This window comes from Pseudoalteromonas thalassia (assembly GCF_049257215.1).
GTDB classification, from domain to species: Bacteria; Pseudomonadota; Gammaproteobacteria; order Enterobacterales; family Alteromonadaceae; genus Pseudoalteromonas; species Pseudoalteromonas lipolytica_C.
The window spans coordinates 22,111-46,637 of the sequence record NZ_JBMMUE010000023.1 but is presented as its reverse complement, the minus strand read 5'-3'; the positions used below and the strand labels follow the sequence as shown (position 1 = coordinate 46,637).

Below are 24,527 nucleotides of genomic sequence, written 5' to 3'. Positions count from 1 at the left end.
ATTTTCACATGCAGCATATGACTACCGCACAGATCAGGCAACAGTTCTTAGACTTTTTTGCCTCTAAACAACACCAAATTGTTCCTTCAAGCTCGCTGATCCCGGGTAACGATGCCACGTTATTATTCAATAATGCCGGTATGGTGCAATTTAAAGATGTATTTTTAGGTGCGGAAAGCCGCCCTTATTCACGTGCAACCAGCTCACAACGTTGTGTGCGTGCCGGTGGTAAACATAACGACCTTGAAAACGTAGGTTACACAGCACGTCACCATACATTCTTTGAAATGTTAGGTAACTTCAGCTTTGGTGATTATTTCAAGCAAGACGCAATTAAGTTTGCTTGGGAATTTTTAACTGAAGTTGTAAAACTTCCGCAAGAAAAGCTACTTGTTACCATCTATCACGATGACGAAGATGCTTTCAACATTTGGCATAAAGAAGTAGGTCTGAGTGAAGACCGCATTATTCGCATTGCAACTAGCGATAACTTCTGGTCAATGGGCGATACGGGTCCGTGTGGTCCATGTTCTGAGATATTTTACGATCACGGTGAGCACATTTGGGGTGGTCCTCCGGGTTCACCAGAAGAAGACGGTGACCGTTTCATTGAGATCTGGAACCTAGTATTCATGCAGTTTAACCGCCATGCCGACGGTACAATGGAGCCGCTTCCCAAGCAGTCTGTTGATACAGGTATGGGTCTTGAGCGTATCTCTGCAATTTTACAAGGCGTGCACTCAAACTACGAAATCGATTTATTCCAAGCACTCATTGCAGCTGCGGCTAAAGTGACTAACGCACAAGACTTAGATGATAAATCGTTACGCGTTGTGGCTGACCACATTCGTTCATGTGCATTCTTAGTATCTGACGGCGTTATGCCATCTAACGAAGGCCGTGGTTATGTACTACGTCGTATTATTCGTCGTGCGGTTCGTCACGGTAACAAGTTAGGCGCGAAAGGCGCATTCTTCTATAAGCTTGTTGCTGCGTTAATTGAGCAAATGGGTCAAGCTTACCCAGAGCTTGCTAAGCAACAAGAAATTATCGAAAAAGTACTACGTATTGAAGAAGAGCAGTTTGGTAAAACACTTGAACGTGGTCTGGCAATTCTTGAAGAAAGCCTAGCAGACATCAAAGGTGATGTGATCCCGGGTGATTTAGTATTCAAGCTTTACGACACTTATGGTTTCCCTGCTGATTTAACGGCAGACGTGGCGCGTGAGCGTTTTATGACCATTGATGAGCACGGCTTCCAAGAGTGCATGGCAGTGCAACGTAAGCAAGCACAGCAAGCTGGTAAGTTTGGTGCTGATTACAACCAACAACTTAAGTCTGAAAAACACACAGACTTTAAAGGTTACGATGCAGAGCATTACACAGGCACTGTGGTTGAGCTTTTCCATGAAGGTCAATCTGTTTCTGTACTTGAAGATGGTCAAGAAGGTATCGCAATCCTTGACCGCACACCGTTCTATGCTGAATCAGGTGGTCAGGTTGGTGATACCGGTGTGTTAAAAGTTGCTGGCGGTGAGTTTGTCGTTACTAACACCACTAAGCTTGGTAATGCATTTGCGCACCATGGTCGTGTACAAGGCCGCATTGGTACAAACGATAAAGCAGAGGCAACCATTGATGCAGCACGTCGCGATAGCATCAAGAAAAACCACACTGCAACACACATTTTACACGAAACGTTACGTCAAATTTTAGGTGAGCACGTAAATCAAAAAGGTTCACTTGTTGACCCAGAGCGTTTACGTTTTGACTTCTCACACTTTGAAGCGGTAACAAAAGACGAATTACGTCAAATCGAGCGCGCAGTGAACGACGAAATCCGTCGTAACTTTGCACTTGAGACTGAACTAATGGCTATCGAAGATGCTAAAGCGAAAGGTGCAATGGCATTATTCGGTGAAAAATACGACGACGAAGTGCGTGTAGTAACCATTGGTGATTACTCAATCGAGTTATGTGGTGGTACTCACGTTAAGCGTGCAGGTGACATCGGTTTATTTAAAATCGTATCAGAAAGCGGTATCGCTGCCGGTATCCGCCGTATTGAAGCAGTAACAGGTGCTGAAGCTGTTGCTTATGTAAGTGAGCAAGAGCAACAACTAAACGATGTTGCAGCGCTAGTAAAAGGTGATAGCAGCACAGTACTTGAAAAAGTAACGGCATTACTTGAGAAATCAAAAGGCCTTGAGAAGCAAATTGCACAGCTTAACGACAAGCTAGCAAGCGCGGCAGGTGCATCGTTACTTGACTCTGTTGTTGAAGTTAACGGTATTAAGCTACTGGTTGCTGATGTTGCTGGTACTGAGTCTAAAGCACTTCGCGGCATGGTTGATGACCTGAAAACGAAGATTGGTTCAGGTGTTATTGCCCTTGGCGTAGCTAATGGCGACAAAGTAAGCCTAATTGCAGGTGTAACTAAAGACCTAACAGGTAAAGTGAAAGCCGGTGAGCTTGTAAATCACATGGCTGCACAAGTAGGCGGTAAGGGCGGTGGTCGTCCTGATATGGCACAAGCTGGTGGTACTCAGCCAGAGAACCTTGCAGCAGCCTTAGAAAGTGTAACTGGTTGGTTATCTGAGCGTTCTTAACTACTAGTGGCACTTATCGTCCAAAAATTCGGTGGCACCTCAGTTGGCTCAATTGAGCGAATTGAGGCCGTCGCCGACCTTGTTGTAAAAACCAAGCAGCAAGGCCATCAAGTTGTGGTGGTGCTCTCGGCTATGTCGGGAGAAACTAACCGTCTTATTCAACTCGCTAAACAAATCGATTCTCGACCAAGCGCCCGTGAGCTTGATGTACTGCTTACCACAGGTGAGCAAGTGTCTGTTTCTTTACTGGCAATGGCTATCATTAAACGTGGCCACTCAGCGGTAAGTTTGCTGGCTGATCAGGTCAACATTCGCACCGACAATATGTTTGGTAAAGCGCGTATTGAAGAGGTTGCAGCGACTCGTTTAAAGCATGAGCTTGAGCACAACCGTATTGCTATAATCGCAGGCTTTCAGGGCCGAGATATCGAAGGTAATATCACCACACTTGGCCGAGGTGGTACTGATACTTCAGCAGTTGAGATTGCGGGAGCGATTAATGCTGACGAATGTCAGATCTATACCGATGTTGATGGCGTATATACAACTGATCCGCGTATTGAACCAAATGCTCGTCGAATGAGCCATGTTACTTTCGAAGAAATGCTCGAAATGGCGAGTTTAGGTGCTAAGGTATTGCATATTCGTAGTGTAGAAGCGGCAGGAAAATACAATATACCGCTCAGAGTACTATCGAGTTTTAACCCAGATCAAGGGACCTTGATCAGTTTTGAGGAACCGGAAGTGCAAGCAAATATTGTGTCAGGTATTGCTTTCAATCGTGATGAAAGTTTGATTTATATCAATCAAATGCAATATGGGATTGAAAACCTGGCTAAAATTACGAAACTTTTTGCAGAGTTTGGTATCGAAATTGATATGATTAATCAAGTTAATCATAACTTTGAAAAAATAGACTATGCTTTTACTGTGCACACCAATGATTTTGAACAAGCATTGGAAGTTTTAACCTTAAATCAGGCTGCGCTTGGCGCAGATTCTATTAAAGGAATAAGCAATGTTGCTAAGGTGTCAGCAGTAGGAGTGGGGATGAAGTCACACTCTGGAGTAGCAAGTTTATTTTTTAATGCGCTTGCCGAAGAAAACATCAAAGTCATTTTGGTGTCGACATCTGAAATTAAGATTTCAGTTCTAATAGACGAAAAATATTTAGAGCTGGCAGTACGTGCGCTGCACAAAGTTTTTTTAACTGAAAATGAATAAGATTTAGAGTTTTTACTTACTTTTAAGTCTAGATTTCATTAGAATGTTTTTGACGCGGAATCTTTTAATTTTTTGGAATATGGGAGCAAGAGAATGCTAATACTAACTCGTAGAGTAGGTGAAACCCTTATGATCGGTGACGAAGTTACAGTTACTGTTCTTGGTGTTAAAGGAAATCAAGTTCGCATTGGTGTTAATGCGCCTAAAGATGTATCAGTACATCGTGAAGAAATCTACATGCGCATCCAAGCAGAGAAATCTAACCCAAATCCGGGCAACGTTTAATCAGCGAAAGATATTTTAAGAGCCACTCATTGAGTGGCTCTTTTATTTAGTTCTGCAACAATCTCTTCATTTAGCGCTTTTTTAGACAGGTATTGCATACCTCGACTAGCTTTCAAAATATAGCCTCGCTCAGTCTCAATTATGTCTGTGATTTGTTGCCATGTTAGTTGATAGTGTTTATAGGGATTTTCGGCTTTAACACCTTCATCATCAAACACGATAGTTACTTCACTACCTGAAGCACGACTCATCATTTGTCTGGCCACCCACCATGGACGTTTATAATAAAACGATAAGCACTCCACTACGGCAAGCATTATCATAAAACTACCTAAATAATGGTTTTCTAACTGGTAAAAGGCTAGTAGGCCTAATGTTATGAGCAATGCTAACAGAGGATATTTAGGTTTAGCCTGAGATGAGTAGGGTAAAGACTCATTAAAGCACTCGTAGTAATACGGTTTATCTAATGTGTAAGTTGTAGTTAATGTCATTCGTGGACTCACTTAATTTGCTGATAGCAGTTTAACATTGATAAAAAAAATCTGCCGCAGTTGGTTTTCATTTAGTTGTCATTGTGAGAGCTTAAGGTATGTGTATTTTAAAGGTGTAAGCTATATGTTTGTTAGTTCAATGTCGTTAGCACTTGCAATGACTACAAATACTTTTTTGGTTATGGGCGATATGCCATACACCCCAATAGATGAAATTAATCTCGCAGAAGGCGGAAAAATTGCCAAGGCAATCGCAGCGACACCTCATGAATTTTTGATGCACTTGGGCGATATGAAATCGGGCTCACTTGCATGCACGAATAAGCTTTTGCAAACTAACAAGGCGTTACTAACATCGTTGACCGAAAAACCTTTTATTTACACCCCAGGTGATAATGAATGGACCGATTGCGACCGAGAAAAGCTATCTGTGCGTTTTGATGAGCTTGAGCGGCTAAGTTTTATAAAAGGCTTAATGTTCGACGATGCTTATACACAAAAAGCAAAGCGGCTACAGGGTTATGCGACACAAGCAGAGATGCTAGAAAATGCCCGATGGCAATTTAATGGCATTGAGTTTCGTACCTTGCATATACCGGGCACCTTTAATGGTCGCTCGCAAATCTTAAAAAGTGATAAAAACGCAGCACTGGATGCCGCCGATATGCGTGATAAATACAATCTTGTTTGGCTAAAGCAAGCACATGTTCATCAGGATGCTAAGGCCTATGTGTTTGGCTTTCAGGCAGATATTTACCACCCAACCAGTAAATCCGCTTGCAGTGAGTCACTGCGCGCCGATTGTGATGCCTTTAAAGTATACCGAGATGCCATCAGCGATTTTGCAAAGCATACCAATAAGCCAGTGCTCGTGATGCATGGTGATACAGGGCCATACTGTACACAACAGTTAGCGAGTAACTTAACGCGCTTAAATGTCCCCGGTGATTTTGCCGTAAGTGATGTCGCAAAAGTGAGTTTTATCGACGGTCAGTGGCACATAGCGAGTGTAACGACAAATAAGCCTCTCACAACGTCTTGTGAATGAAAACGTACTCTTAGCCATCAGCTTGTAGGTTGGGTAGAACGGAGTGAAACCCAACAAGTTAGCGAGTTTCAATGGGAAAGAGTAAAGTTGCTAACTTGAGGCTCGCGTAGGCGTGAAATTTATTTCGCGCGATTTTCTCAATTAATGCAGCTGTAAGTCGGGCTTTAGCCCGTTATGTATGAGTGATAAAACATGTGTCGCCATAAATGACGACCAATATGACATAGGGTAGAACGGAGTGAAACCCAACAAGTTAGTAAGTTTCTTGACACAAGCAGTAGGCAACCTAGAGTTGCTAAATTGCATACACAAAAAAGCGGCACTAGGCCGCTTTTTTCGTAAGGTGTGATATTAGCAGTTAGTTTCTTCTGCTTTAACACCTTCTTTAACTTCTTCACATGCATCTTCAACTGCATTTTGAGTATCAGTGATTGCTTCATCTATACGCTCACCGGCTTCCTCTGCTGAGTTGTCTTCACAGCCCATAATGAATAAACCTGAAAATAGGGCGATAGTAGCGGCTTTTAAAGTTGAATTTTTCATAACTAAATTCCTTGTAAATTAAATATTAGGGTTAATTAAATTTTAACTTGCTTTACTTAGGTACGTTGCCTCTAAGAGCACCTGACACTAACGAAATAACAAGCAATACTAAAAAAATGAAAAAGATAATCTTAGCAATGCCTGCTGCGGCTCCAGCAATACCGCCAAAACCTAACACTGCAGCGATTAATGCAATAACTAAAAAAGTAATGGTCCAGCGTAACATAGTGGTCTCCTTGCCTAATTAATTTTTCAAATGGTCGAGTTGAATAAAGCGAGTTTTATGCCAATCATTATTATCTTTATATTTCAGTTGCTTAGCGGTTTTTGTGGTCGGGGCATGGTTATTCTTTTGGTAACTTTTACGATCAAGCGTGTAACTTATTCATAGTGATATTTTTTCATATTAATTAAATTCATTTTATATTTAGTTTTGTCTTTATTGGTAAGACCAATTTCACTTTTTGTTATGGGTTGTTACTGTAACACCTTGTTAAGCAGGGTTTTTGAACAGAACTTGCTTTTCGTTGGTTTGCTTTAATATAACTGATGGCTATGTTCATTATTTTTATCATCTATAACGTAAGGTTAATTGCTGAAATAGTATGGTGTTAATTAGTTGTGCTCTATGTTATTTTGAGTTTAATTGGTTTTACCAATTTACAATAGGCTATACAAATCATTTTTGTTTGTTATTATTGATGAATAAATATTTAACAAAAATGATTTTTTATTTTTAATCATCGAAGGGGAGTTGTATGGATATTGGTGAATTGCTCACAACTGCAGGCAGCTTAATGGTAACAGGCATGGTTGGCGTGTTTGTTTTTCTGAGCATTTTAATATCTGCGGTTATTTTAATGTCAAAAGTTGTAAGCCGATTCGATGATCCTACAAGTGTAGAGCCAACACGAACAGCAAAAATTCAACCTCAACAGGGTGTGCCTCAGGCACATATTGCCGCGATCAGCGCTGCAATTGCACAATTTCGTAATAAACAAAAATAATGGGGCAGCTTAAACATGGCTAAATTAAAACTTACAGAATTAGTATTGCGTGACGCTCATCAGTCTTTATTGGCCACGCGTATGCGTTTAGACGACATGCTACCCATGGCTGAAAAACTTGATAATGCAGGTTATTGGTCTATTGAATCATGGGGTGGAGCAACCTTTGACTCATGTATCCGTTATTTAGGTGAAGATCCTTGGCAACGTATTCGCGAATTAAAAGCGGCAATGCCAAATACTAAACAGCAAATGCTATTGCGCGGACAAAACCTTTTAGGCTACCGCCATTATGCAGACGATGTTGTCGAAAAGTTTGTAGAACGAGCCCATAAAAATGGTGTAGATGTGTTCCGAATTTTCGATGCTATGAACGATGTACGTAATCTTGAAACTGCAATTAAAGCAGCGGTTAAAGTAGGCGCACACGCTCAAGGTACTATTTCGTACACCGTAAGCCCAGTACACACACTTGATATGTGGCTTAAACTTGCGAAACAGCTCGAAGAACTAGGCTGTCATTCTATTTGTATTAAAGATATGGCTGGTTTATTGAAGCCATATGATTGTGAGCAGTTAATCAAAGGTTTAAAAGAAACCGTATCTATTCCTATCGCGATGCAATGTCACGCGACGACAGGATTAAGTACTGCAACTTACCAAAAAGCTATAGATGCAGGTATCGATATGCTTGATACCGCAATTTCTTCTATGAGTATGACTTATGGTCATAGCGCCACAGAAACAATCGTGTCGATTGTTGAAGGCACAGAGCGAGATACCGGCCTAGATTTAAACCAACTAGAAGAAATTGCCGCGTACTTCCGTGATGTTCGTAAAAAATATGCTGCTTTTGAAGGTAGCCTAAAAGGTGTTGATGGCCGTATCTTATTAGCACAAGTGCCAGGTGGTATGTTAACTAACATGGAAAACCAGCTTAAAGAGCAAGGTGCTGCCGATAAGCTTGATCAAGTATTACTTGAGATCCCACGTGTTCGTGAAGACTTAGGCTATATTCCACTGGTTACTCCAACCTCTCAAATTGTGGGTACGCAAGCGGTACTTAATGTATTGACTGGTGAGCGCTATAAAACGATTACCAAAGAAACCGCTGGTGTACTTAAAGGTGAGTACGGTGCAACGCCAGCGCCTATGAATAAAGAGCTACAAGAGCGTGTTCTAGATGGCGCAGAAGCAATTACTTGTCGTCCTGCAGATAAACTTGAACCTGAACTTGAGAAGCTAGAAGCTGAATTATTAAAAGAAGCTAAAGAGCAAGGTTTAGAGCTTGCTGATGATGTGATTGATGATGTGCTTACCTATGCATTATTTCCACAAATTGGTCTTAAGTTTATTAAAAACCGAAATAATCCTGATGCATTTGAAGCTATTCCTACAGGTGAAGTTGCTAAGCCAGAAAGCAAACCAGCTGCTGCAAACTCAGTAAAAGCTGAGCAATACAGCGTTAAAGTTGATGGCAAAGTTTACGATGTCGTTGTAGCGCAAGGTGGTGAGCTTAAAGAGGTGACTTTAAAAGACAGTGAGTTAATTCCTCAGTCTGCTTCAGCGTCTGCTGGCGAAACTTTAAACGCGCCATTGGCGGGTAATATTTTCAAAGTGAAAGTAAAGCCAGGCCAAACAGTAAATCAAGGTGATGTAGTCATCATTATGGAAGCGATGAAAATGGAAACTGAAATTCGCGCTGCACATACCGGCACGGTTGCTGAAGTTTTAGTTGCCGAAGGTGATTCTGTTGCCACTGGCGATGCATTAATCGCACTGGCGTAGGAGACAGAGAATGGATGGTCTTTTAAATCTCTGGCATGCAACAGGTATCGCTAACTTTACCTTTCCTGCCTTGATCATGATTGCGGTTGGTTGCTTATTGTTATATCTAGCAATTGCTCGTAATTTTGAACCCTTGCTATTGTTACCAATAGGCTTCGGGGCGATCTTAACGAATATTCCTGCTGCAGGCTTATCTGAACCGGGTGGACTGCTTTATTATGTGTATCACATAGGGATTGATTCTGGGGTGTTTCCACTTCTGATCTTCATGGGGGTTGGCGCGCTGACAGACTTTAGTGCCTTGATAGCAAATCCGCGTATGTTGCTGTTAGGTGCAGCTGCGCAGTTTGGTATTTTCGCAACTTTATTTGGTGCAATTCTACTTAACTTTATTCCTGGCTTTGAATTTACGCTACAAGATGCATCGGCTATCGCTATTATTGGTGGTGCGGATGGTCCAACGGCTATTTTCTTAGCATCTAAATTGGCACCTGATTTACTGGGGGCTATCGCAGTAGCGGCTTATTCATATATGGCACTAGTGCCAATTATTCAGCCGCCAATTATGCGTGCACTAACAACGCAAGCAGAGCGCGAAATTCAAATGCCGCAACTTCGTACTGTATCGAAAAAAGAGAAGATTATTTTTCCTTTAATGGTGCTTAGTTTAACTATCTTGTTTTTACCAGCTGCAACACCGCTTGTAGGCATGTTCTGCTTAGGTAACTTGATGCGCGAATCGGGTGTGGTCGATCGTTTAAGTAACAGTGCACAAAACGAAATCATCAACATTACCACGATTTTCTTAGGCTTAGCGGTAGGTTCAAAGCTTGCTGCTGATAAGTTCTTAACGGTAGAAACTATCGGTATTTTGGTGTTAGGTGCATTGGCGTTTGCGATTGGTACAGCTTCAGGGGTGTTTATGGCAAAAGGTCTTAATAAGATCTCTAAATCGCCAATAAACCCATTAGTAGGCGCTGCAGGTGTTTCAGCGGTACCAATGGCGGCACGTGTGGTGAATAAAGTAGGTCTTGAAAGCAATCCGCATAACTTCTTGTTAATGCATGCTATGGGACCAAACGTTGCAGGGGTATTAGGAAGTGCCGTTGCAGCAGGTATTTTGTTAGCGATTGTTGGCTAAGTCGATTTACTTCCAACCGACTGGCGCAGTAATTTTACTGCGCTTTTTTTTGCCTATAGACTAGGGTCACCCTAAAGAAATTGTAGTTAAATGATAGTTGTGTAAGGAAGCCACCATGAATATCTTTATTATCTTACTATGCCTTTTTGTTGCCTTGGTTATTCTAATACCGCTACTTGAGAAGTATCAGTCTAAAATGGGGCTTGATGGCGCAACAAAATACGCAAAGTACATTTGGCCACTGGTGATGATTTCGCTAATTATTCAACTTATTTATGTTTTATTAAGGTGATAATAGCTTCTGTCTTGTGTTTAATTTCAGGCATGAATCGCGCCTGCGCAAGCTCATACTTGCTTTCAATTATTGAAGAGAATAAAGGTCATTAAGGCTGATTTTGTGGCAGGCACTAAAAAGCCGCTTCATCATTGAAGCGGCTTTTTTAATGTTTACTCAATTACTTATTTAACGCTAATTGTAACTCACGGTTACGTTGTAATTGCGCTAAGAAGTTATCAGCAATCGGTTTAAACTTAGCTAGCTCATCACGCGGTAAAGGCTCTGATTTAGGTAGTTTGACCGTTTTCGGATTACGGTGTACACCGTTTACTAAGAATTCATAGTGTAAGTGTGGGCCAGTTACACGGCCAGTCGCACCAACCGTACCAATTTTTTGCCCCTGCTTCACTTTTTGACCTGTTTTTACCAGACGTTTGTTCAAGTGAAGGTATTTAGTTACATATTGAGTGCCGTGGCTAATAAATACGTAGTTACCATTGTATTTGCTGTAACCCGCTTTAATCACTTTACCATTACCCGATGAAACTACCGGTGTACCTGTGCGAGCAGCATAATCAATACCATTATGCGGCTTAACAGTTTTAGTTACAGGGTGTAAACGGCGAGGGTTGAAGCTTGAGCTAATATACTTAAAGTTAACAGGCGCGCGTAAGAAAGCTTTTTTCATACTACGGCCTTCAGGCGTATAGAAGTTACCATCAGTATGGCGAATCGCTGTATAACGTTCACCTTGGTTTATGAATTCTGCTGCAATGATCTTGCCATCACCAATGTATTCACCATCAACATAGTGGGTTTCGTAGATTAGACCGAATTGGTCACCCTTACGAATATCATTTGCAAAGTCGACATCCCAACCAAAAATATCGGCAAAGTTCATTATTTGACGCTCGCTTAAACCAGCGGCAATACCCGATGTCCAGAAGCTGTTGCTGATTTCACCACCGGCAGACTTGCTGAGGGTTTCAATTTCTTTGCTGTCGATTGATGTATCGTAGTTACCTTCGTCATTTAATGTAACGTATAAGGTATCTGTTTTTGAAATTACATAACGAAGCTGCGCTAATGAGCCATCTTCGGCGGTTGCAAAACTTAAAATTTCACCCGGATGAATTTTTGTTAACTTGCGCGTTTCAGCGTTTGTGTTAACTAGTTTGTGCAGAGTTTGCGCTGAGAAGCCCGCGCGCTTAAAAATAAGAGCTAAATTATCGCCATTGCGAACTTCATGATCAACAAGCTCGTATTCTGGAAGTTTTGCTGCTGCTTGCTCCGAATTTAGTTCAGTTAGTTTTTCGTTATCATCAACTTTAACTTGTAATTCGTAGCGTTTACCAATTTCAAGTGCGTTTGCACTGTTATCCTTTGAGGCGGTGGCCTTTTCAGAAGGCAAAAGTGCCAAGCCGGCAATAGCAGAAACCAAACCTAGAATGAGCAGTTTGTGTTTTTTGGGGAGTTTGTGCACTACATGAACCATAACGTGCCTTTTCTGCTGTCAAGAAAATTAATTACTAATATTGCAGGATATACCTAAAATAGCGCAAATACCAGTGTTTTGTAGATTTAAACTGGCGCTAATTTGCGCTAGAATTGGCCTGCGCGTTAAACTTTTTTGGTTGAATTTGCAGCATGTGTCGTCAGTTAAACTAATTTGCTGTTAGTTAACTAAAGTACCTTCAATAAAATGCAATAACGCGGTATAAAGAACAATCATGCGCGCTGCCTGCAGGGCTGTTTCATAAACTATTTAAGTTAGGCTTTTTTTAGTGTCACTCTTTTGATGCTAACTAGCTAAATTTTAAAGTTTTTAGCTCTATAATTATAACCCTGACAGGCCACCACGCCCCGGTAGCTGAATTTTTGGAGTAATACACAGTGGATTTACAAACCGCTCTAGCTGAGATAAAACGCGGTGCAGAAGAGATATTAATTGAAGACGAATTAGTTGAAAAACTAAAGTCAGGTAAGAAACTTAAGATCAAAGCGGGTTTCGATCCAACTGCGCCTGATCTGCATTTAGGTCATACAGTTCTTATCAACAAAATGAAAACCTTCCAAGACCTAGGTCACGAAGTGATTTTCTTAATCGGTGATTTCACCGGTATGATTGGTGATCCAACGGGTAAAAACGTAACACGTAAACCGTTAACTCGTGAAGATGTTTTAGCCAACGCTGAAACATATAAAGAGCAAGTATTTAAGATCCTCGATCCTGCTAAAACAACTGTTGCATTTAACTCTACTTGGATGGAGAACTTAGGTGCGGCAGGTATGATTAAACTGGCTGCGCGTCAAACAGTAGCACGTATGCTAGAACGTGATGACTTTAAAAAGCGTTATGCCAACGGTCAATCAATTGCTATCCACGAATTTTTATATCCACTGGTACAAGGTTGGGACTCAGTTGCATTAGAAGCTGATGTTGAGCTTGGCGGTACAGACCAACGCTTTAACTTACTAATGGGTCGTGAACTACAAAAAGACGAAGGCCAAAAGCCACAAACAGTGCTTATGATGCCACTGCTTGAAGGTACCGATGGCGTTCAAAAGATGTCTAAGTCATTAGGTAACTATATTGGTATTACTGATGAGCCGAACGATATGTTTGGTAAAGTGATGTCTATTAGCGATGAGCTAATGTGGCGTTACTATGACTTATTAAGTGCATTATCAATCGAAGAAATTGCAGCTCTTAAGCAGCGTGTTGCTGATGGTGCAAACCCGCGCGACATCAAGATTGAATTAGCGAAAGAACTGATTGCACGTTTCCACAGTGAAGAAGCAGCCGAAGGTGCTCATCAAGATTTCATCAAGCGTTTCCAAAAGAATGCATTACCAGATGAGATCCCTGAAGTGACAGTTACTATCGCTGAAGACACAGTGTTTATCACTAACTTACTAAAAGAAGCTAATCTTGTTGCAAGTACCTCAGAAGCGATGCGTATGATCAAGCAAGGTGCAGTTAAATTAAATGGTGAAGAAAAAGTAACGGATACTAAGCTTGAAGTTGCAAAAGGCACAACTCAGATTTACCAAGTAGGTAAGCGTAAGTTTGCTAAAATCACCTTAGCTTAATCAAGCTAATAGAAATAAAAAAACCAGCTACGGCTGGTTTTTTTGTGCTTATATTTTGATTAGTTTGTGAATAGGCTAATTACTTCAATCCCGACTATCAGTAGTAACCAAAATGCTTTCGCTTGGTTTAAACGATTCACTAAAGCGGCAATATCATCAGCATTTGGTAAACGGTCGGTACCTACACGCATCTTATTAAATCGCTCTTCTTGATATAGCGCCGGACCGCCTAATTGCACTTGTAATGCCGCAGAGGTCACACTTAATAGCCAGCCTGTATTAGTTTGATAAAAGTGTCTTCCATAGTGCTTAATATAATGAATACTCTGCTTGCTGGCATTGCTTGTAGCAATCGTTAAAGCCAATAATCGAATGGGTAACCACTCTAATACAAACAGTAATTTAGCAATGGTAGTTAAAAACGGGTTATTTGGCTTACGATTCTTACGCCATGCTTGATGTATTAAAGTGAGTAAGCGATAAACTAAAGCAAGGATAGCGCCGCCAATTATATAAAAGAAAATAACGGCAAAATAATGCCGCGCACTTTGCAGCACCAGTGACTCCATGGTGGCTTTACAAATTCCAGGAGCAGATAAACGTGAAACATCACGAGCAACAAGGCTTGTAAGTAGCTCTCTTGCTGTCGCTTTTTGATTTAGCTTAACTAATCTTGCTATCCGCAGTGATTTTTTCTCTTGGGCACGACTACTTAGTAATAAATACAAAATTAAGCCGTTTAATAGCTCAGGATAAAAAGCAAATTCTAAAAAAAGTACAACCAGTGTCACTATAACTAACACAGTGAAGGTGAATGCCAAGGTTGATGCTAAATACTGATAACTTTTGGGGTTAGAAGGGCTGTATAAACGCTCACCAAGAGCAGAAAAAATAACGCTTAAAAAGGTATTAGGATGATACCAACTAACCAAAGGAAAAAAGCGCTCAGCAATGAGCGCTACAGAAAATACAATAATGTCCAAATGGTTTTGAACAATATTTGTAATCACCTTATAAACTCACCGACGTCAGCTTCTCTAAAAGAGCAACAACCATTTTTGATGAGTTGATAGATGCAGTTTCGATATACTCTTCAAATGATTGCGGTGATTCTTTGCCTGCTATGTCAGACATTGAACGAATAACAACAAATGGTGTTTCTAATACGTGGCAAGCCTGTGCAATTGCTGCGCCTTCCATTTCTACTGCAAGCATAGTTGGGAATTCAGCGCGAGTTTTTTCAATTCGTACTGGGTCACACATGAATGAGTCACCTGTACAGATTAGACCAATCATGGTCTTAACATCACTAATTTGACTTACACTTTGCTCAGCCGCTTCAATCAATTTAGGGTGTGCAGCAAAGCCTGCTGGCATTTGTGGCACCTGACCGATTTCGTAGCCAAATGCAGTAACGTCTACGTCATGATGACGTACTTCTGATGAGATAACTACATCGCCAACGTTTAATGATGGCTCAAAACCACCTGCAGAGCCTGTGTTGATCACACAATCAGGGCTAAAATTATCGATAAGCAGTGTTGTTGCAACAGCAGACGCAACTTTACCAATACCTGACTGTACTAAAGTAACTTTATTACCCGCTAATTCACCAGTGTAAAATGTAAAGCCAGCCTTAGTCATAGTGCTTGGGTTTGCCATTGCTTCGCGTAAAATTTTTACTTCTGGCTCCATCGCGCCAATAATACCAACGTGCATAATATTTGATTCCTTAGATTGAATACCGAGATTATATACGCAACCAGGTATGGTTACGAGAATCAGCTAGCGGAAAAACAAAAAAGCAGACCTAAAGTCTGCTTTCGCCAAATTTATGACAGCTTATATTTCAGCAAGTGCTGTAGCTGTTGAATGTGCTTTTGCTTGTGATGGTGATAATACAGCTGGCTTAGTTACGCGATTTCGCGTTGGTCTAATTGGTGCTGCCGCAGGCTTACCAAGCTTAAACATGATTGCATCACGTACTTCTCTTGGTTGATATCCTGATTTTACTTTCATACGAATATGAGGAATACCCGCAGCTTCTAATGCGCCACTTACAAACCAATCACGCTGAGCTTTATGGCCATCGCGGTTAGTGTTATTAACTAAATCAACAGCGGCAACAATGGTAAGTTTGTCTTTGTCGATTAGTACATAATCTAGTTGCTTATTTTTGGCTTTGGCAATAGCTGCGCGTTTAGCTTTAACAGACAAGCCTTGTTTGCAGTCAATTAAATCAATGAGTTTAACGCGACTCACAATTTTGTATTGATCGCCAACGGCACGTTCAAGAAGATGTAAAAATGCACTCTCTACTTGCGTAAAAACACTTTGCTTACGAGTGAAAGGATAAGGGTTTCCGCCTTCATCGGTAAACTTTGACGCAACAACAGAGGCTACTACGACTAAAACTAAAATTGATAATAAAGCGAATTCCATATGGTAACTCCACAACAACAAATTGACACTCAAAATAATTAGCAATTAGTGTGCCTAAGTGTGCGGAGTCACCTGAATTTTTTAAGCCGTGTAGCCGCCATCAATTCCTTTAACAGCAATTGCCACTGCATCGTGGGCATGAAGTGATTCGTAGTGGTTTATTTGTAGCCAGTAATCTGCGTAATTTTGCTCTTCGAGTAAGCCTTTAATTTTACGTGCAGCGTCTTCGCAGAACATTAGGTTTTGACCATTTAAGCGGGCAAACTCTTGCTCGTCTTCACGTTTAACGGCTGCTTGCACAGGCGTTTTAAGCTCTGCTTCTAAAGCATCAATCAAGCCAACCACATCAAAACTATCAATTTCGCTGTCGAGCTTTACTTTGACGTTTGCAATTGAGCGCTGTGAGTGTGGTGTAGCCACAATTCCATCTGTTGTGCCCAACCATTCTAAAACAGTCTGCTTATCAATATCTTGCTCTGCAAACTTTTCGCTAAATGCATTTTGAATTAGTTGTCGTGCAAGGGCCGCTGAGCATGGGCATGTTGACGAGTAGGTCACATCAACCATTAATTCAAAGCTTAATACACCTTGGTTTATTTTAGCGATTAAGTGGATAGGGTAGTTTTTCCAGCCCACTTTACCACTTAATAGTGATTTGCGGCGCAAAGGCAACTCAAATTTAAACTCGATCTGTGCTTTGTCACTTAGGTCATCATGACTACTGATAAAGGCATCAAGTGCTTGAGCAAGGGTTTGGGGATTAACTTGTTGCTCGGTTGATAAGGTATCAAGCGCCAAAAATAAACGCGACATATGAATGCCTTTGGCATCTTCTTTATGTAAATTAACAAAGGCGCGTGCTTTAGCAATTACATTTACTGGGGCTTGGTTACGAGTTTCAAAAATGAAAGGTAGTTCAATCTCACCCATGCCAACCCAGTCTAACTTACCCGTTTTTAACGCTGGGGCCGTATCAGCAATATCTGGCATTGTGGTTTGCATGGTAATACTCATTCTTTGCAATTAATAAAGCGCGATATTTTACATGAAAAAATATAAAAAGAAGTGCCATACGTGAAAAAATTATATGTTTATCGCACAATGTGAATATTTCTAAAGGATTAGTGATAAAATTAGCTATGCTGTTTTTTTCGATTATGTGCCTAAGCTTTAATATATGATTGATTCTTCTATGAGTCCGTGGGCTCGCACACTCTCAAGCTTTATTTCTAAATACGGTGAATTTAAGACCGCTGCGGCTTGCTATGCCTTATTATTAGTGATGTCGCTGATTTTATCTTGCATGTTTTATTATGTTGCAGTGGGTACTGTCACCTTGGTGGATGTTTTAGCGGTGATGTTTTTTACCGCAGTTGTATCGCCAATTTTGATTTCGGTACTGCTAAATTCAATTCGCCAGCTCGAAGCATCATATAGCTATTTAGATAGTGCCACTAAGCAAGAAAAACTATTAAACCAAACGTTAAAAGACAATATCAGTCGCTTAAATGAAGAGATTGATGAGCGTAAAATGGCGTTTCACGCTAAGCACAGAGCAATTGAAGAGCTCAGACGTGAAATCGCTGAGCGCAAGAAAACTCAACAAGAACTCGCCCAACAAGGTATGTTATTGCGCTCAATTGTCGACTCCTCTCCTGATTTATTTTATTACCGTGATAACAACGGCGTCTTTGCTGGCTGTAATAAAATGTTTGAGCAAGTAATTGGAAAAAGTGGCGAAGAGTTAATTGGCAAAAGTGTAGAGGAAATCTACCCAAGTAATTACTTACCTGAAGTACTGCGCACCGACAAAAAAGTATCGCAAACGCACCAAGCCCTAACGCTTGATGTTGAATATCCCGTTAATGGTGAAAAGCGCTGGTTTGAGATGCGTAAGTTACCGTTTATTAACGAAAAAGGGGAGTATATTGGTTTGCTCGCTTTCGGCCGTGATATCACCAGCCGTAAAGAAGCCGCACAAGCGCTTGAAGCAGCTTATAAAGACAAAGGGAAGTTTATTGCAACATTGAGCCATGAACTTAGAACGCCTTTGAATGGTATTGTAGGTTTAACACGCATGTTGCTTGATACCGAGCTTGATAAACAGCAGCGTAGTTGGTGTAACACAGTGTTTTCGAGTGCTGAAACCCTTGGTAATATTTTTAACGATATTATTGATTTAGATAAAATTGACCGTGAGCAGCTAGATATCGTTACTGACTCAGTAAATGTAGCTGACTTTATCAATGATGTTGTTAACTTTGCTGGCCTGATTGCTGAACAAAAGAGCCTTGATTTTAATATCAAACGAAAAGGCACGTTGGATGTGTATGCATCGCTTGACCCAACTCGGTTACGTCAAGTTGTGTGGAACTTAATAAATAATGCCGTTAAGTTTACACAGCAAGGTCATGTTGAGCTTGAATGTATTCGTGAAAATCGCCCAGATGGTCCTTGGTTAGTCATGCGTGTTAGTGATACCGGTCAGGGGATCCCGCAAGAACAACTACACCGTATTTTTGACATGTACTACAAAGCACCAGACATCAATGGCACCAATGCTATTGGCTCAGGTATTGGGCTTGCAGTAACAAAAGCACTGGTTACTGCGATGAAAGGTGAAATACATGTAAGCAGCACAGAAGGTGAGGGCAGCGTTTTTGTGGTAGAGATCCCACTTAAACTCTGCATTGCGCCTACAGAGCAAAATTATGCGGTTCGTAGTTTAAACATTCTACTTGTTGAAGATGTCCCGCTTAACGCTGAAATTGCCACAAATTTACTTGAGCAGCGTGGTCACGAAGTTATTTGGGCTGAAACCGGTGAAGATGCGCTGTCATTTGTCTACACAGAAGATGACTTAGACCTCGTGTTACTTGATATGCAATTGCCAGATATCAACGGTGATGAAGTTGCTCGCCAAATTCGTGACGATGAGCACTTTGATAACCTACCAATCGTTGCCTTAACTGCTAACGTGCGTAGTGCAGAAGAAGAGCTTGCTGGTATTAACATTCAAGGCGCGCTTGCGAAGCCTATTAATACAACCAAGCTTGATAAAATGCTTGGTGAGCTGTTTGATATTAAACAACAAAAAAGTTCTCAGTCAGAAACAATCAAGCCTGTGTCAGTCAAAGATTTGTCAGGTATCCGCGTTGAGTTACTTGATATTGAAACCATTGAAGACTTTGTTGGTTCAATGGGGTTAACTATCTTCAACCGTAGTTGTGAGCTGTTTAATAAGCTAAACCCACAGTATCAAACTGAGCTTGCAGATGCGTTAGCAGCAGATGATAGAGAAGAATATAAATCGGTGGCGCATAAATTAAAAGGCGCAGCTGGCTCTGTAGGCTTAAACGATGTTCAGTTACACGCTAAGAAGATGGAACATGGAGCGCTTGAAGAAAGTAGTGAAGAGTTACAACAGTGGCTTGATGAACTAGCAGTTAAAATAAATGAAGGGCGCGAAGCCCTCCAATTATTTTTACAACAACTAGAAAATTAATTCTAATTAGCTGTCGATTTTACCGATGAAACGATAGCCTTCACCATGGATGGTGCTGATTAGTTCAGATGTGCTGTTATCGCTTTCAAAGTGTTTTCTGATACGACGAATTGTTACGTCTACAGTACGGTCATTAGCGCGAAGCTCACGGCCAGTCATGTGCTTGATTAATTGCTCACGGCTGAAAATACGGCCCGGTGAGTCAAGCATTAAGCGTAGCGCACGATATTCACCTTTAGGTAAACGTTTAGCGTCACCACTTGGAGATGTTAAACAACGGCTGTTTTCATCAAGTTCCCAACCGTTAAATGTAATAACACCGTTTGTTTCGATATTTGCTTCTTCGCCGCCTAAAGCTGTGCGCGAAATTAGGTTACGAGCACGGATAGTTAGCTCGCGCGGGTTAAATGGTTTTGTGATGTAATCATCAGCACCAATTTCTAGACCTAAAATGCGATCAACGTCGTTGTCACGACCTGTTAAGAAAATTAAACCCACGTTTCGTTTTTGACGAAGTTCACGTGCTAAGATTAGCCCGTTTTTACCTGGTAGGTTGATGTCCATAACTACAAGGTTCACATCATCATTATTTGTAAGCTTGTCATGCATATCATCGCCATCAATGGCTTCAATAACTTTGTAACCTTCAGCTTCAAATAAACTAACGAGGTTTAGTCGAGTTACGTCTTCATCCTCTACGATCAGAATGACTGGCGTTTGCATTGTATATTAACCTTTTCGGAAATTTTATTTACAAAAATTCGGTATTATCAAGCAAAACCGAATACTAGAGATTATAGGATTAGATCCAATTGTTAACAAGTAAAATCAATTTGGATAAAACTTAGCCATAGCTAACAATCGAGATTGCACTTTAAAGTTATGCTGCAATACGTGCTGCTTATTGATATACAGTCGGATTTTATTTCCTTCTTGAACCAGAGAGGCTATACCGCCATTTTCTAAAAAACTAATACTTTCGCCTATTGTTAAAGTATTTAATGAAATTGTATCGGTCCAAAGTGGAAGTATATCATTTTCTAATGTTTCATCAATGTATGTGATATCACAAACTTGAGAAAGTTCAGAAATTTGCTGAGTTTTTTTCACTAAAATTACTTTGATTGGTTTTTTGTTAATTTGCAGTTCATTTTTCTCTTTAAGATACGAGCCCGGACCATTTTCTAAATCGTAAAAACAAAATGTAACAGGGGGAGGATCTACTTGATCATCAAACTTGGTGAACTTGGCAATCTGATATAAAAATGCAGACTTAACTTGCTCTGGTGACTTTGCGAAAGCAGAGTTCACACTAAGCAAAAGAACGACTAAATAACACATCCAACGCATCACATGTCACCTTCATGCAAAGGTAGTGTGATTATAAAGTGCACGCCTTCTTGATTAAGCTCATCATATACAATCGTTCCTCCAAGCGCTTGGGTTACAAGGTTGTACACTAGGTGCATACCTAAACCGCTTCCGCCTTCACCTCGCTTAGTGGTGACAAAAGGATCAAAAATACGCTTCTTAATTGATTTATCAACACCAATACCATTGTCATAGTAATCGATAATAAGGCTGCTCTCATTACGTTCAACGTCAAACCTAACTTCGTTGCCAATATCATCAGTAAAGCCGTGAATAACAGAATTGCTTAACAGTTGCTGTAATACTTGTTGTAACGGTCCAGATTTAGTTTCGATACTAAAGTTACTATTACAATTGATAATGATTTTTGGGTTGCGGTATTGTATTTCTGAGCGCATCGACATAATTACATCACTTAATAAGTCATGCAGATTTATTTTGGTACTCATTTCTACATCTTGATTCACAGCTACTTTTTTAAAGCTAGAAACCAATTCTGCTGCACGGTTAAGGTTTCGATAAATTAAGTCGAGGTTTTCAATACCATCATCTATGAAACGCTTTAGGTGTGATGAGGTTAAGGTTTTTTGCTCAAATAAACTGTTTATTTCTGCAAGTTTATCGCGAAGTAATGTTGAACCTGTGATACCTAAACCAATCGGCGTGTTAACTTCATGGGCAACGCCTGCGACCATTTGGCCAAGAGAGGCCATTTTTTCATTTTCTACAATTTGGTTTTGATATTGATGCATTCGCTCAAGGGTATTGAGTAGCTCTTGATTCGCTTCTCGTAGGGCGATTGTGCGCTGATTTACTTTTTCTTCAAGGCTTTGGTTCAGTTGCTTAATTTCTTGCTTGTCATTTTCATGGCGCTCAATCTGCTTTTGAGTACGGGCAAGCATGATATTTAAGCTATTAGCTAGTTGATTGATCTCGTCAACATTGGTTTTTTGCGCACGTGTTTCGTAGTTGTGGTTTCTAGATACATCTTGCAGCAGGTTACTCAAATTATCGATTGGGCTTGCTATGCGTTTTTGAATGCGTCTAGAAACAAAATACACAATAACCAAGACAAAAAGAGTCAACAAAATATCGATAAAAATCTTCTTGTTAATATATTGGTTTAGTCTTTCTAAGTCACCACGGACATAGGCATAGCCAATAGTATTACCTTCATAAACAATAGGTTTTATTAGCTCTATCGCTTTGTTTTTAAATTGAGGTTCTAATAGCTCATCAATATTATTAACTTTAATTGGTACTGGAGGGGTTCTTATTGCGTTAAAGCTACTAAAGAATTTAGGCTTATTTGATAACTCATCAATAGCATAAATGTGCACATTTTTGATCATAGGCACAGATTCAAATAGTTTTAAACGCTCTGCTTCTGTTTCATTATCATCAAAAAGCACTGTTACTTGCGCATTGTAGGCAATGATTTCTGCAAGTAGGGTGATTTTATCAACGATTAAGGCTTTTTGTTCTTTAACGTCAAGGTAAGTCGATATCGAAATCGACAAAGATAGGCATAGCGCAGTGACGAGCATGACCGCATTTGCCAACGCTTTACGAATACTTGTTTGTGCCGAAAATAGTGACATGCGCGATAGAAGGCCAATCTTTTTATATTGTTATTAAAAATTAAGTCTAGCAAAAACAGAAAAAGTAACTAAATATTTAATAAAATATTTTTGTTATGAATAAGCTATTTTACAAATTGTTATGAAGCTGAGTAAACGGCAAATTTAGTATTTTTAAAATCGGTGCTGTACCGGCCAAATTGCGCTTCTAAAATGGGTGGATATTTTAAGAAGCTGTTAGCAACAATGGTCAATTTTCCTTGCTTACTCAAGTGCTGCTTTGCAGAGCTTAGAAAGGCCTCGGCAATGGTGTAGTCTGTGGCAATACCCGTGTGGAAAGGCGGGTTACTGATAATTAAATCAAATTTACCCTCAATGCTTGCTAAACCATCACTTAATATGGCTTCACCTTTGAGGTTATTTAGTGCCAGTGTTTGTTCTGTGGCGTAAGTTGCAAGGGCGCTTACATCGCTACAAACAAATTCTAGCTCAGGCTGCTTTAAACCTAAGTAGGTGGCAATTATGCCTGCCCCACAAGCAAAATCGAGCACTTTTCCCTTGTTAATAGAAGGGGCATGGTTAAGTAGTACCGCGGTACCAACATCAAGAGCACCGTGGTTAAATACCCCTGGTACACTGATAGCAGTGAATTCAACATCACCAGCTTTAACTTGGAATTGTTTGTGATAGCGGCTGATATCGAAGTTATCATTTAACGTAAGCTCAGAGAACATATACAAAATACAATGCTTAGCACTATCGATTTTGTTACTAAAGCCACAGTAGTCTTTTAGTTGTTTCTCTGCTGATTTAACGCCGCTTTTATTTTCACCAACCACAAAAAGCTGAGCATCTTGCTGGCAAACAGCACGGATATTATCAAGGCACATTAGTGCCTCTGGCTTAGCTTTTGGGTAGTAATAGATAACTAAATCGTAGTTACCATTTGGAATAGTGTGATCAACCACAGCATGTACACCTGCAATTTTGCTGGCATACATGGCATTAGCGTGGTTATAACTGAACGCAGTAATTTTTGCGTCTGGGTTTAGCGTTTTAAGTTCGCGTAAAAAGCCATCTTGCTCAAAGTTAACCACTAAAATCGACTGCCCAACAAGTTCGTCTTCATTTCGAAGCAATAATAAACTTGGGTTGGTTAACTTACTCATGCTGCTTTACCTTTTATTACTTAGTACGCTCAAACATCAAGTCCCATACGCCGTGACCTAAGCGATGACCGCGTTGCTCAAATTTTGTCAATGGACGTGAATCTGGGCGAGGAACGTAATCATTGGTTTCTGATTGGTTTTTGTAACCTTCAGCAACTTGCATTACTTCAAGCATATGCTCGGCATAGTTTTCCCAGTCAGTCGCCATGTGAAAAACACCACCAATTTTTAATTTGCTACGTAGTTTTTGCGCAAACTCAGGCTGCACGATACGACGCTTGTGGTGACGCTTTTTATGCCATGGATCAGGGAAAAATAATTGCAGTTTAGATAAACTCTCATCAGCAATACAATCAGCAAGCACTTCAACTGCATCATGCTCGAATACACGTAAGTTGGTGATCCCTGCTTCGTCAGCGTCCATTAAACAAGCGCCAACACCAGGGCGATGAACTTCAATACCAATAAAGTTAAGCTCTGGTGCGTTTTTAGCCATTTCAACCAGTGATTTACCCATACCAAAGCCGATTTCTAGTACGACATCGTTATCGTTACCGAATACTTCTTTTAGATCGAGCATACCATTTTTATGCTCAAGGCCCATTGTTGGCCAACACTTTTCGATGGCGGCTGCTTGGCCCTTTGTTAGGCGACCTTCGCGCTTAACGAAACTACGAATCGTGCGGATATATTTACCCTCTTGCTTTGCTTGCTCGAGGTTTGGGTTACTTGAGTCATTCATATAATTTGGCCTGATAAAAAACACTGACTATAGAAAAAGGTTGCATATTATCCCTGACCTGCGCCTTGAGTACAATAGTAAGAACCTGTTTATCTTTCGAGATTAATTTTGCAGCCATATGTGGGCTATTTAGGCAAGGCGGAGTCTGTTCGACTTGCTTGGCCTAACTAACTGCAATAGACTTGGCCGCAATGAGCTTCAGCAAGTAA

The 24,527-nt window shown here is 40.5% G+C and carries 23 protein-coding genes; 10 read left to right on the top strand and 13 right to left on the bottom strand.

Going from position 1 to position 24,527, the window contains the following annotated elements; genetic code table 11:
- The first annotated feature begins 8 nt into the window (after positions 1 to 8).
- From alaS to csrA, 3 genes are all read left to right on the top strand, one after another.
- On the top strand, positions 9 to 2,609 hold the full coding sequence (gene alaS / locus AAEU31_RS19525) for an alanine--tRNA ligase (protein WP_199526249.1): 2,601 nt from the start codon (positions 9 to 11) through the stop codon (positions 2,607 to 2,609).
- A gap of 6 nt (positions 2,610 to 2,615) precedes the next feature.
- Positions 2,616 to 3,833 carry an aspartate kinase gene (locus AAEU31_RS19520; RefSeq protein ID WP_138558653.1) on the top strand — a complete coding sequence of 406 codons (1,218 nt, stop codon included), beginning with the start codon at positions 2,616 to 2,618 and terminating at the stop codon, positions 3,831 to 3,833.
- Between the two features lie 93 nt (positions 3,834 to 3,926).
- Positions 3,927 to 4,118: a carbon storage regulator CsrA gene (gene csrA, locus AAEU31_RS19515; RefSeq protein WP_036970495.1), complete on the top strand. Its 192-nt coding sequence runs from the start codon at positions 3,927 to 3,929 to the stop codon at positions 4,116 to 4,118.
- 26 nt (positions 4,119 to 4,144) lie between these two features.
- Here the strand turns inward: csrA and AAEU31_RS19510 are convergent, their stop codons facing one another.
- A complete protein-coding gene (locus AAEU31_RS19510; protein WP_421968072.1) occupies positions 4,145 to 4,612 on the bottom strand; it encodes a YcxB family protein in 468 nt (155 codons plus the stop codon).
- A gap of 124 nt (positions 4,613 to 4,736) precedes the next feature.
- Here AAEU31_RS19510 and AAEU31_RS19505 point away from each other — a divergent pair, with 124 nt between their 5' ends.
- Positions 4,737 to 5,660 carry a hypothetical protein gene (locus AAEU31_RS19505; RefSeq protein ID WP_421968071.1) on the top strand — a complete coding sequence of 308 codons (924 nt, stop codon included), beginning with the start codon at positions 4,737 to 4,739 and terminating at the stop codon, positions 5,658 to 5,660.
- 351 nt (positions 5,661 to 6,011) lie between these two features.
- Here the strand turns inward: AAEU31_RS19505 and AAEU31_RS19500 are convergent, their stop codons facing one another.
- Both AAEU31_RS19500 and AAEU31_RS19495 read right to left on the bottom strand, forming a co-directional pair.
- Entirely contained in the window at positions 6,012 to 6,203 is a 192-nt protein-coding gene (locus AAEU31_RS19500; protein ID WP_135925841.1) for a hypothetical protein, read from the bottom strand.
- A 52-nt stretch (positions 6,204 to 6,255) separates the two neighbouring features.
- Positions 6,256 to 6,429, bottom strand: coding sequence for a DUF1328 domain-containing protein (locus tag AAEU31_RS19495; RefSeq protein ID WP_064485886.1), 174 nt, complete (start codon positions 6,427 to 6,429; stop codon positions 6,256 to 6,258).
- 532 nt (positions 6,430 to 6,961) lie between these two features.
- On the opposite strand from AAEU31_RS19495, the gene AAEU31_RS19490 reads away from it, so the two are divergent.
- The 4 genes from AAEU31_RS19490 to AAEU31_RS19475 all read left to right on the top strand — a co-directional run bounded on the left by AAEU31_RS19490 (position 6,962) and on the right by AAEU31_RS19475 (position 10,431).
- Positions 6,962 to 7,210: an OadG family protein gene (locus tag AAEU31_RS19490; RefSeq protein WP_135925840.1), complete on the top strand. Its 249-nt coding sequence runs from the start codon at positions 6,962 to 6,964 to the stop codon at positions 7,208 to 7,210.
- Between the two features lie 15 nt (positions 7,211 to 7,225).
- The gene (gene oadA / locus AAEU31_RS19485) at positions 7,226 to 8,998 is read left to right on the top strand and encodes a sodium-extruding oxaloacetate decarboxylase subunit alpha (RefSeq protein ID WP_138558651.1); all 1,773 of its coding nucleotides are present in this window, start codon (positions 7,226 to 7,228) and stop codon (positions 8,996 to 8,998) included.
- 10 nt (positions 8,999 to 9,008) lie between these two features.
- Complete coding sequence (locus AAEU31_RS19480) at positions 9,009 to 10,139, top strand: sodium ion-translocating decarboxylase subunit beta (RefSeq protein ID WP_135925838.1); 1,131 nt, start codon at positions 9,009 to 9,011, stop codon at positions 10,137 to 10,139.
- Positions 10,140 to 10,254: 115 nt separating this feature from the next.
- On the top strand, positions 10,255 to 10,431 hold the full coding sequence (locus AAEU31_RS19475) for a hypothetical protein (protein ID WP_165385086.1): 177 nt from the start codon (positions 10,255 to 10,257) through the stop codon (positions 10,429 to 10,431).
- Between the two features lie 163 nt (positions 10,432 to 10,594).
- Here AAEU31_RS19475 and AAEU31_RS19470 read toward each other — a convergent pair whose 3' ends face one another.
- Positions 10,595 to 11,911, bottom strand: coding sequence for a peptidoglycan DD-metalloendopeptidase family protein (locus tag AAEU31_RS19470; protein ID WP_135925837.1), 1,317 nt, complete (start codon positions 11,909 to 11,911; stop codon positions 10,595 to 10,597).
- A 398-nt stretch (positions 11,912 to 12,309) separates the two neighbouring features.
- Here AAEU31_RS19470 and tyrS point away from each other — a divergent pair, with 398 nt between their 5' ends.
- Positions 12,310 to 13,509 (top strand): tyrosine--tRNA ligase, encoded by a 1,200-nt coding sequence (gene tyrS, locus AAEU31_RS19465; RefSeq protein ID WP_135925836.1) that lies wholly within the window; start codon positions 12,310 to 12,312, stop codon positions 13,507 to 13,509.
- Between the two features lie 59 nt (positions 13,510 to 13,568).
- On the opposite strand, the gene AAEU31_RS19460 is transcribed toward tyrS, so the two are convergent.
- From AAEU31_RS19460 to folE2, 4 genes are all read right to left on the bottom strand, one after another.
- Complete coding sequence (locus AAEU31_RS19460; protein ID WP_421968070.1) at positions 13,569 to 14,519, bottom strand: cobalamin biosynthesis protein CobD/CbiB; 951 nt, start codon at positions 14,517 to 14,519, stop codon at positions 13,569 to 13,571.
- 1 nt (position 14,520) lies between these two features.
- Positions 14,521 to 15,228: a 5'-methylthioadenosine/S-adenosylhomocysteine nucleosidase gene (gene mtnN, locus AAEU31_RS19455; RefSeq protein WP_135925834.1), complete on the bottom strand. Its 708-nt coding sequence runs from the start codon at positions 15,226 to 15,228 to the stop codon at positions 14,521 to 14,523.
- A 123-nt stretch (positions 15,229 to 15,351) separates the two neighbouring features.
- Complete coding sequence (locus AAEU31_RS19450; protein ID WP_135925833.1) at positions 15,352 to 15,951, bottom strand: DUF2726 domain-containing protein; 600 nt, start codon at positions 15,949 to 15,951, stop codon at positions 15,352 to 15,354.
- Positions 15,952 to 16,032: 81 nt separating this feature from the next.
- Positions 16,033 to 16,953, bottom strand: a complete 921-nt coding sequence (gene folE2, locus AAEU31_RS19445) for a GTP cyclohydrolase FolE2 (RefSeq protein WP_421968069.1) — start codon at positions 16,951 to 16,953, stop codon at positions 16,033 to 16,035.
- Positions 16,954 to 17,128: 175 nt separating this feature from the next.
- Here folE2 and arcB point away from each other — a divergent pair, with 175 nt between their 5' ends.
- Positions 17,129 to 19,456 (top strand): aerobic respiration two-component sensor histidine kinase ArcB, encoded by a 2,328-nt coding sequence (gene arcB / locus AAEU31_RS19440; protein ID WP_421968068.1) that lies wholly within the window; start codon positions 17,129 to 17,131, stop codon positions 19,454 to 19,456.
- Between the two features lie 6 nt (positions 19,457 to 19,462).
- Here the strand turns inward: arcB and arcA are convergent, their stop codons facing one another.
- The 5 genes from arcA to trmB all read right to left on the bottom strand — a co-directional run bounded on the left by arcA (position 19,463) and on the right by trmB (position 24,318).
- The gene (gene arcA / locus AAEU31_RS19435) at positions 19,463 to 20,179 is read right to left on the bottom strand and encodes a two-component system response regulator ArcA (protein WP_054551295.1); all 717 of its coding nucleotides are present in this window, start codon (positions 20,177 to 20,179) and stop codon (positions 19,463 to 19,465) included.
- Between the two features lie 105 nt (positions 20,180 to 20,284).
- The gene (locus AAEU31_RS19430; RefSeq protein WP_138558647.1) at positions 20,285 to 20,806 is read right to left on the bottom strand and encodes a YfiR family protein; all 522 of its coding nucleotides are present in this window, start codon (positions 20,804 to 20,806) and stop codon (positions 20,285 to 20,287) included.
- Positions 20,806 to 22,428, bottom strand: coding sequence for a HAMP domain-containing sensor histidine kinase (locus tag AAEU31_RS19425; RefSeq protein WP_199526241.1), 1,623 nt, complete (start codon positions 22,426 to 22,428; stop codon positions 20,806 to 20,808). The genes AAEU31_RS19430 and AAEU31_RS19425 overlap by 1 nt, the downstream gene beginning before the upstream one ends.
- Positions 22,429 to 22,547: 119 nt before the next feature.
- Entirely contained in the window at positions 22,548 to 23,576 is a 1,029-nt protein-coding gene (gene rsmC / locus AAEU31_RS19420) for a 16S rRNA (guanine(1207)-N(2))-methyltransferase RsmC (protein ID WP_421968067.1), read from the bottom strand.
- A 16-nt stretch (positions 23,577 to 23,592) separates the two neighbouring features.
- Positions 23,593 to 24,318 carry a tRNA (guanosine(46)-N7)-methyltransferase TrmB gene (gene trmB / locus AAEU31_RS19415; RefSeq protein ID WP_135925827.1) on the bottom strand — a complete coding sequence of 242 codons (726 nt, stop codon included), beginning with the start codon at positions 24,316 to 24,318 and terminating at the stop codon, positions 23,593 to 23,595.
- Positions 24,319 to 24,527 lie beyond the last annotated feature (209 nt).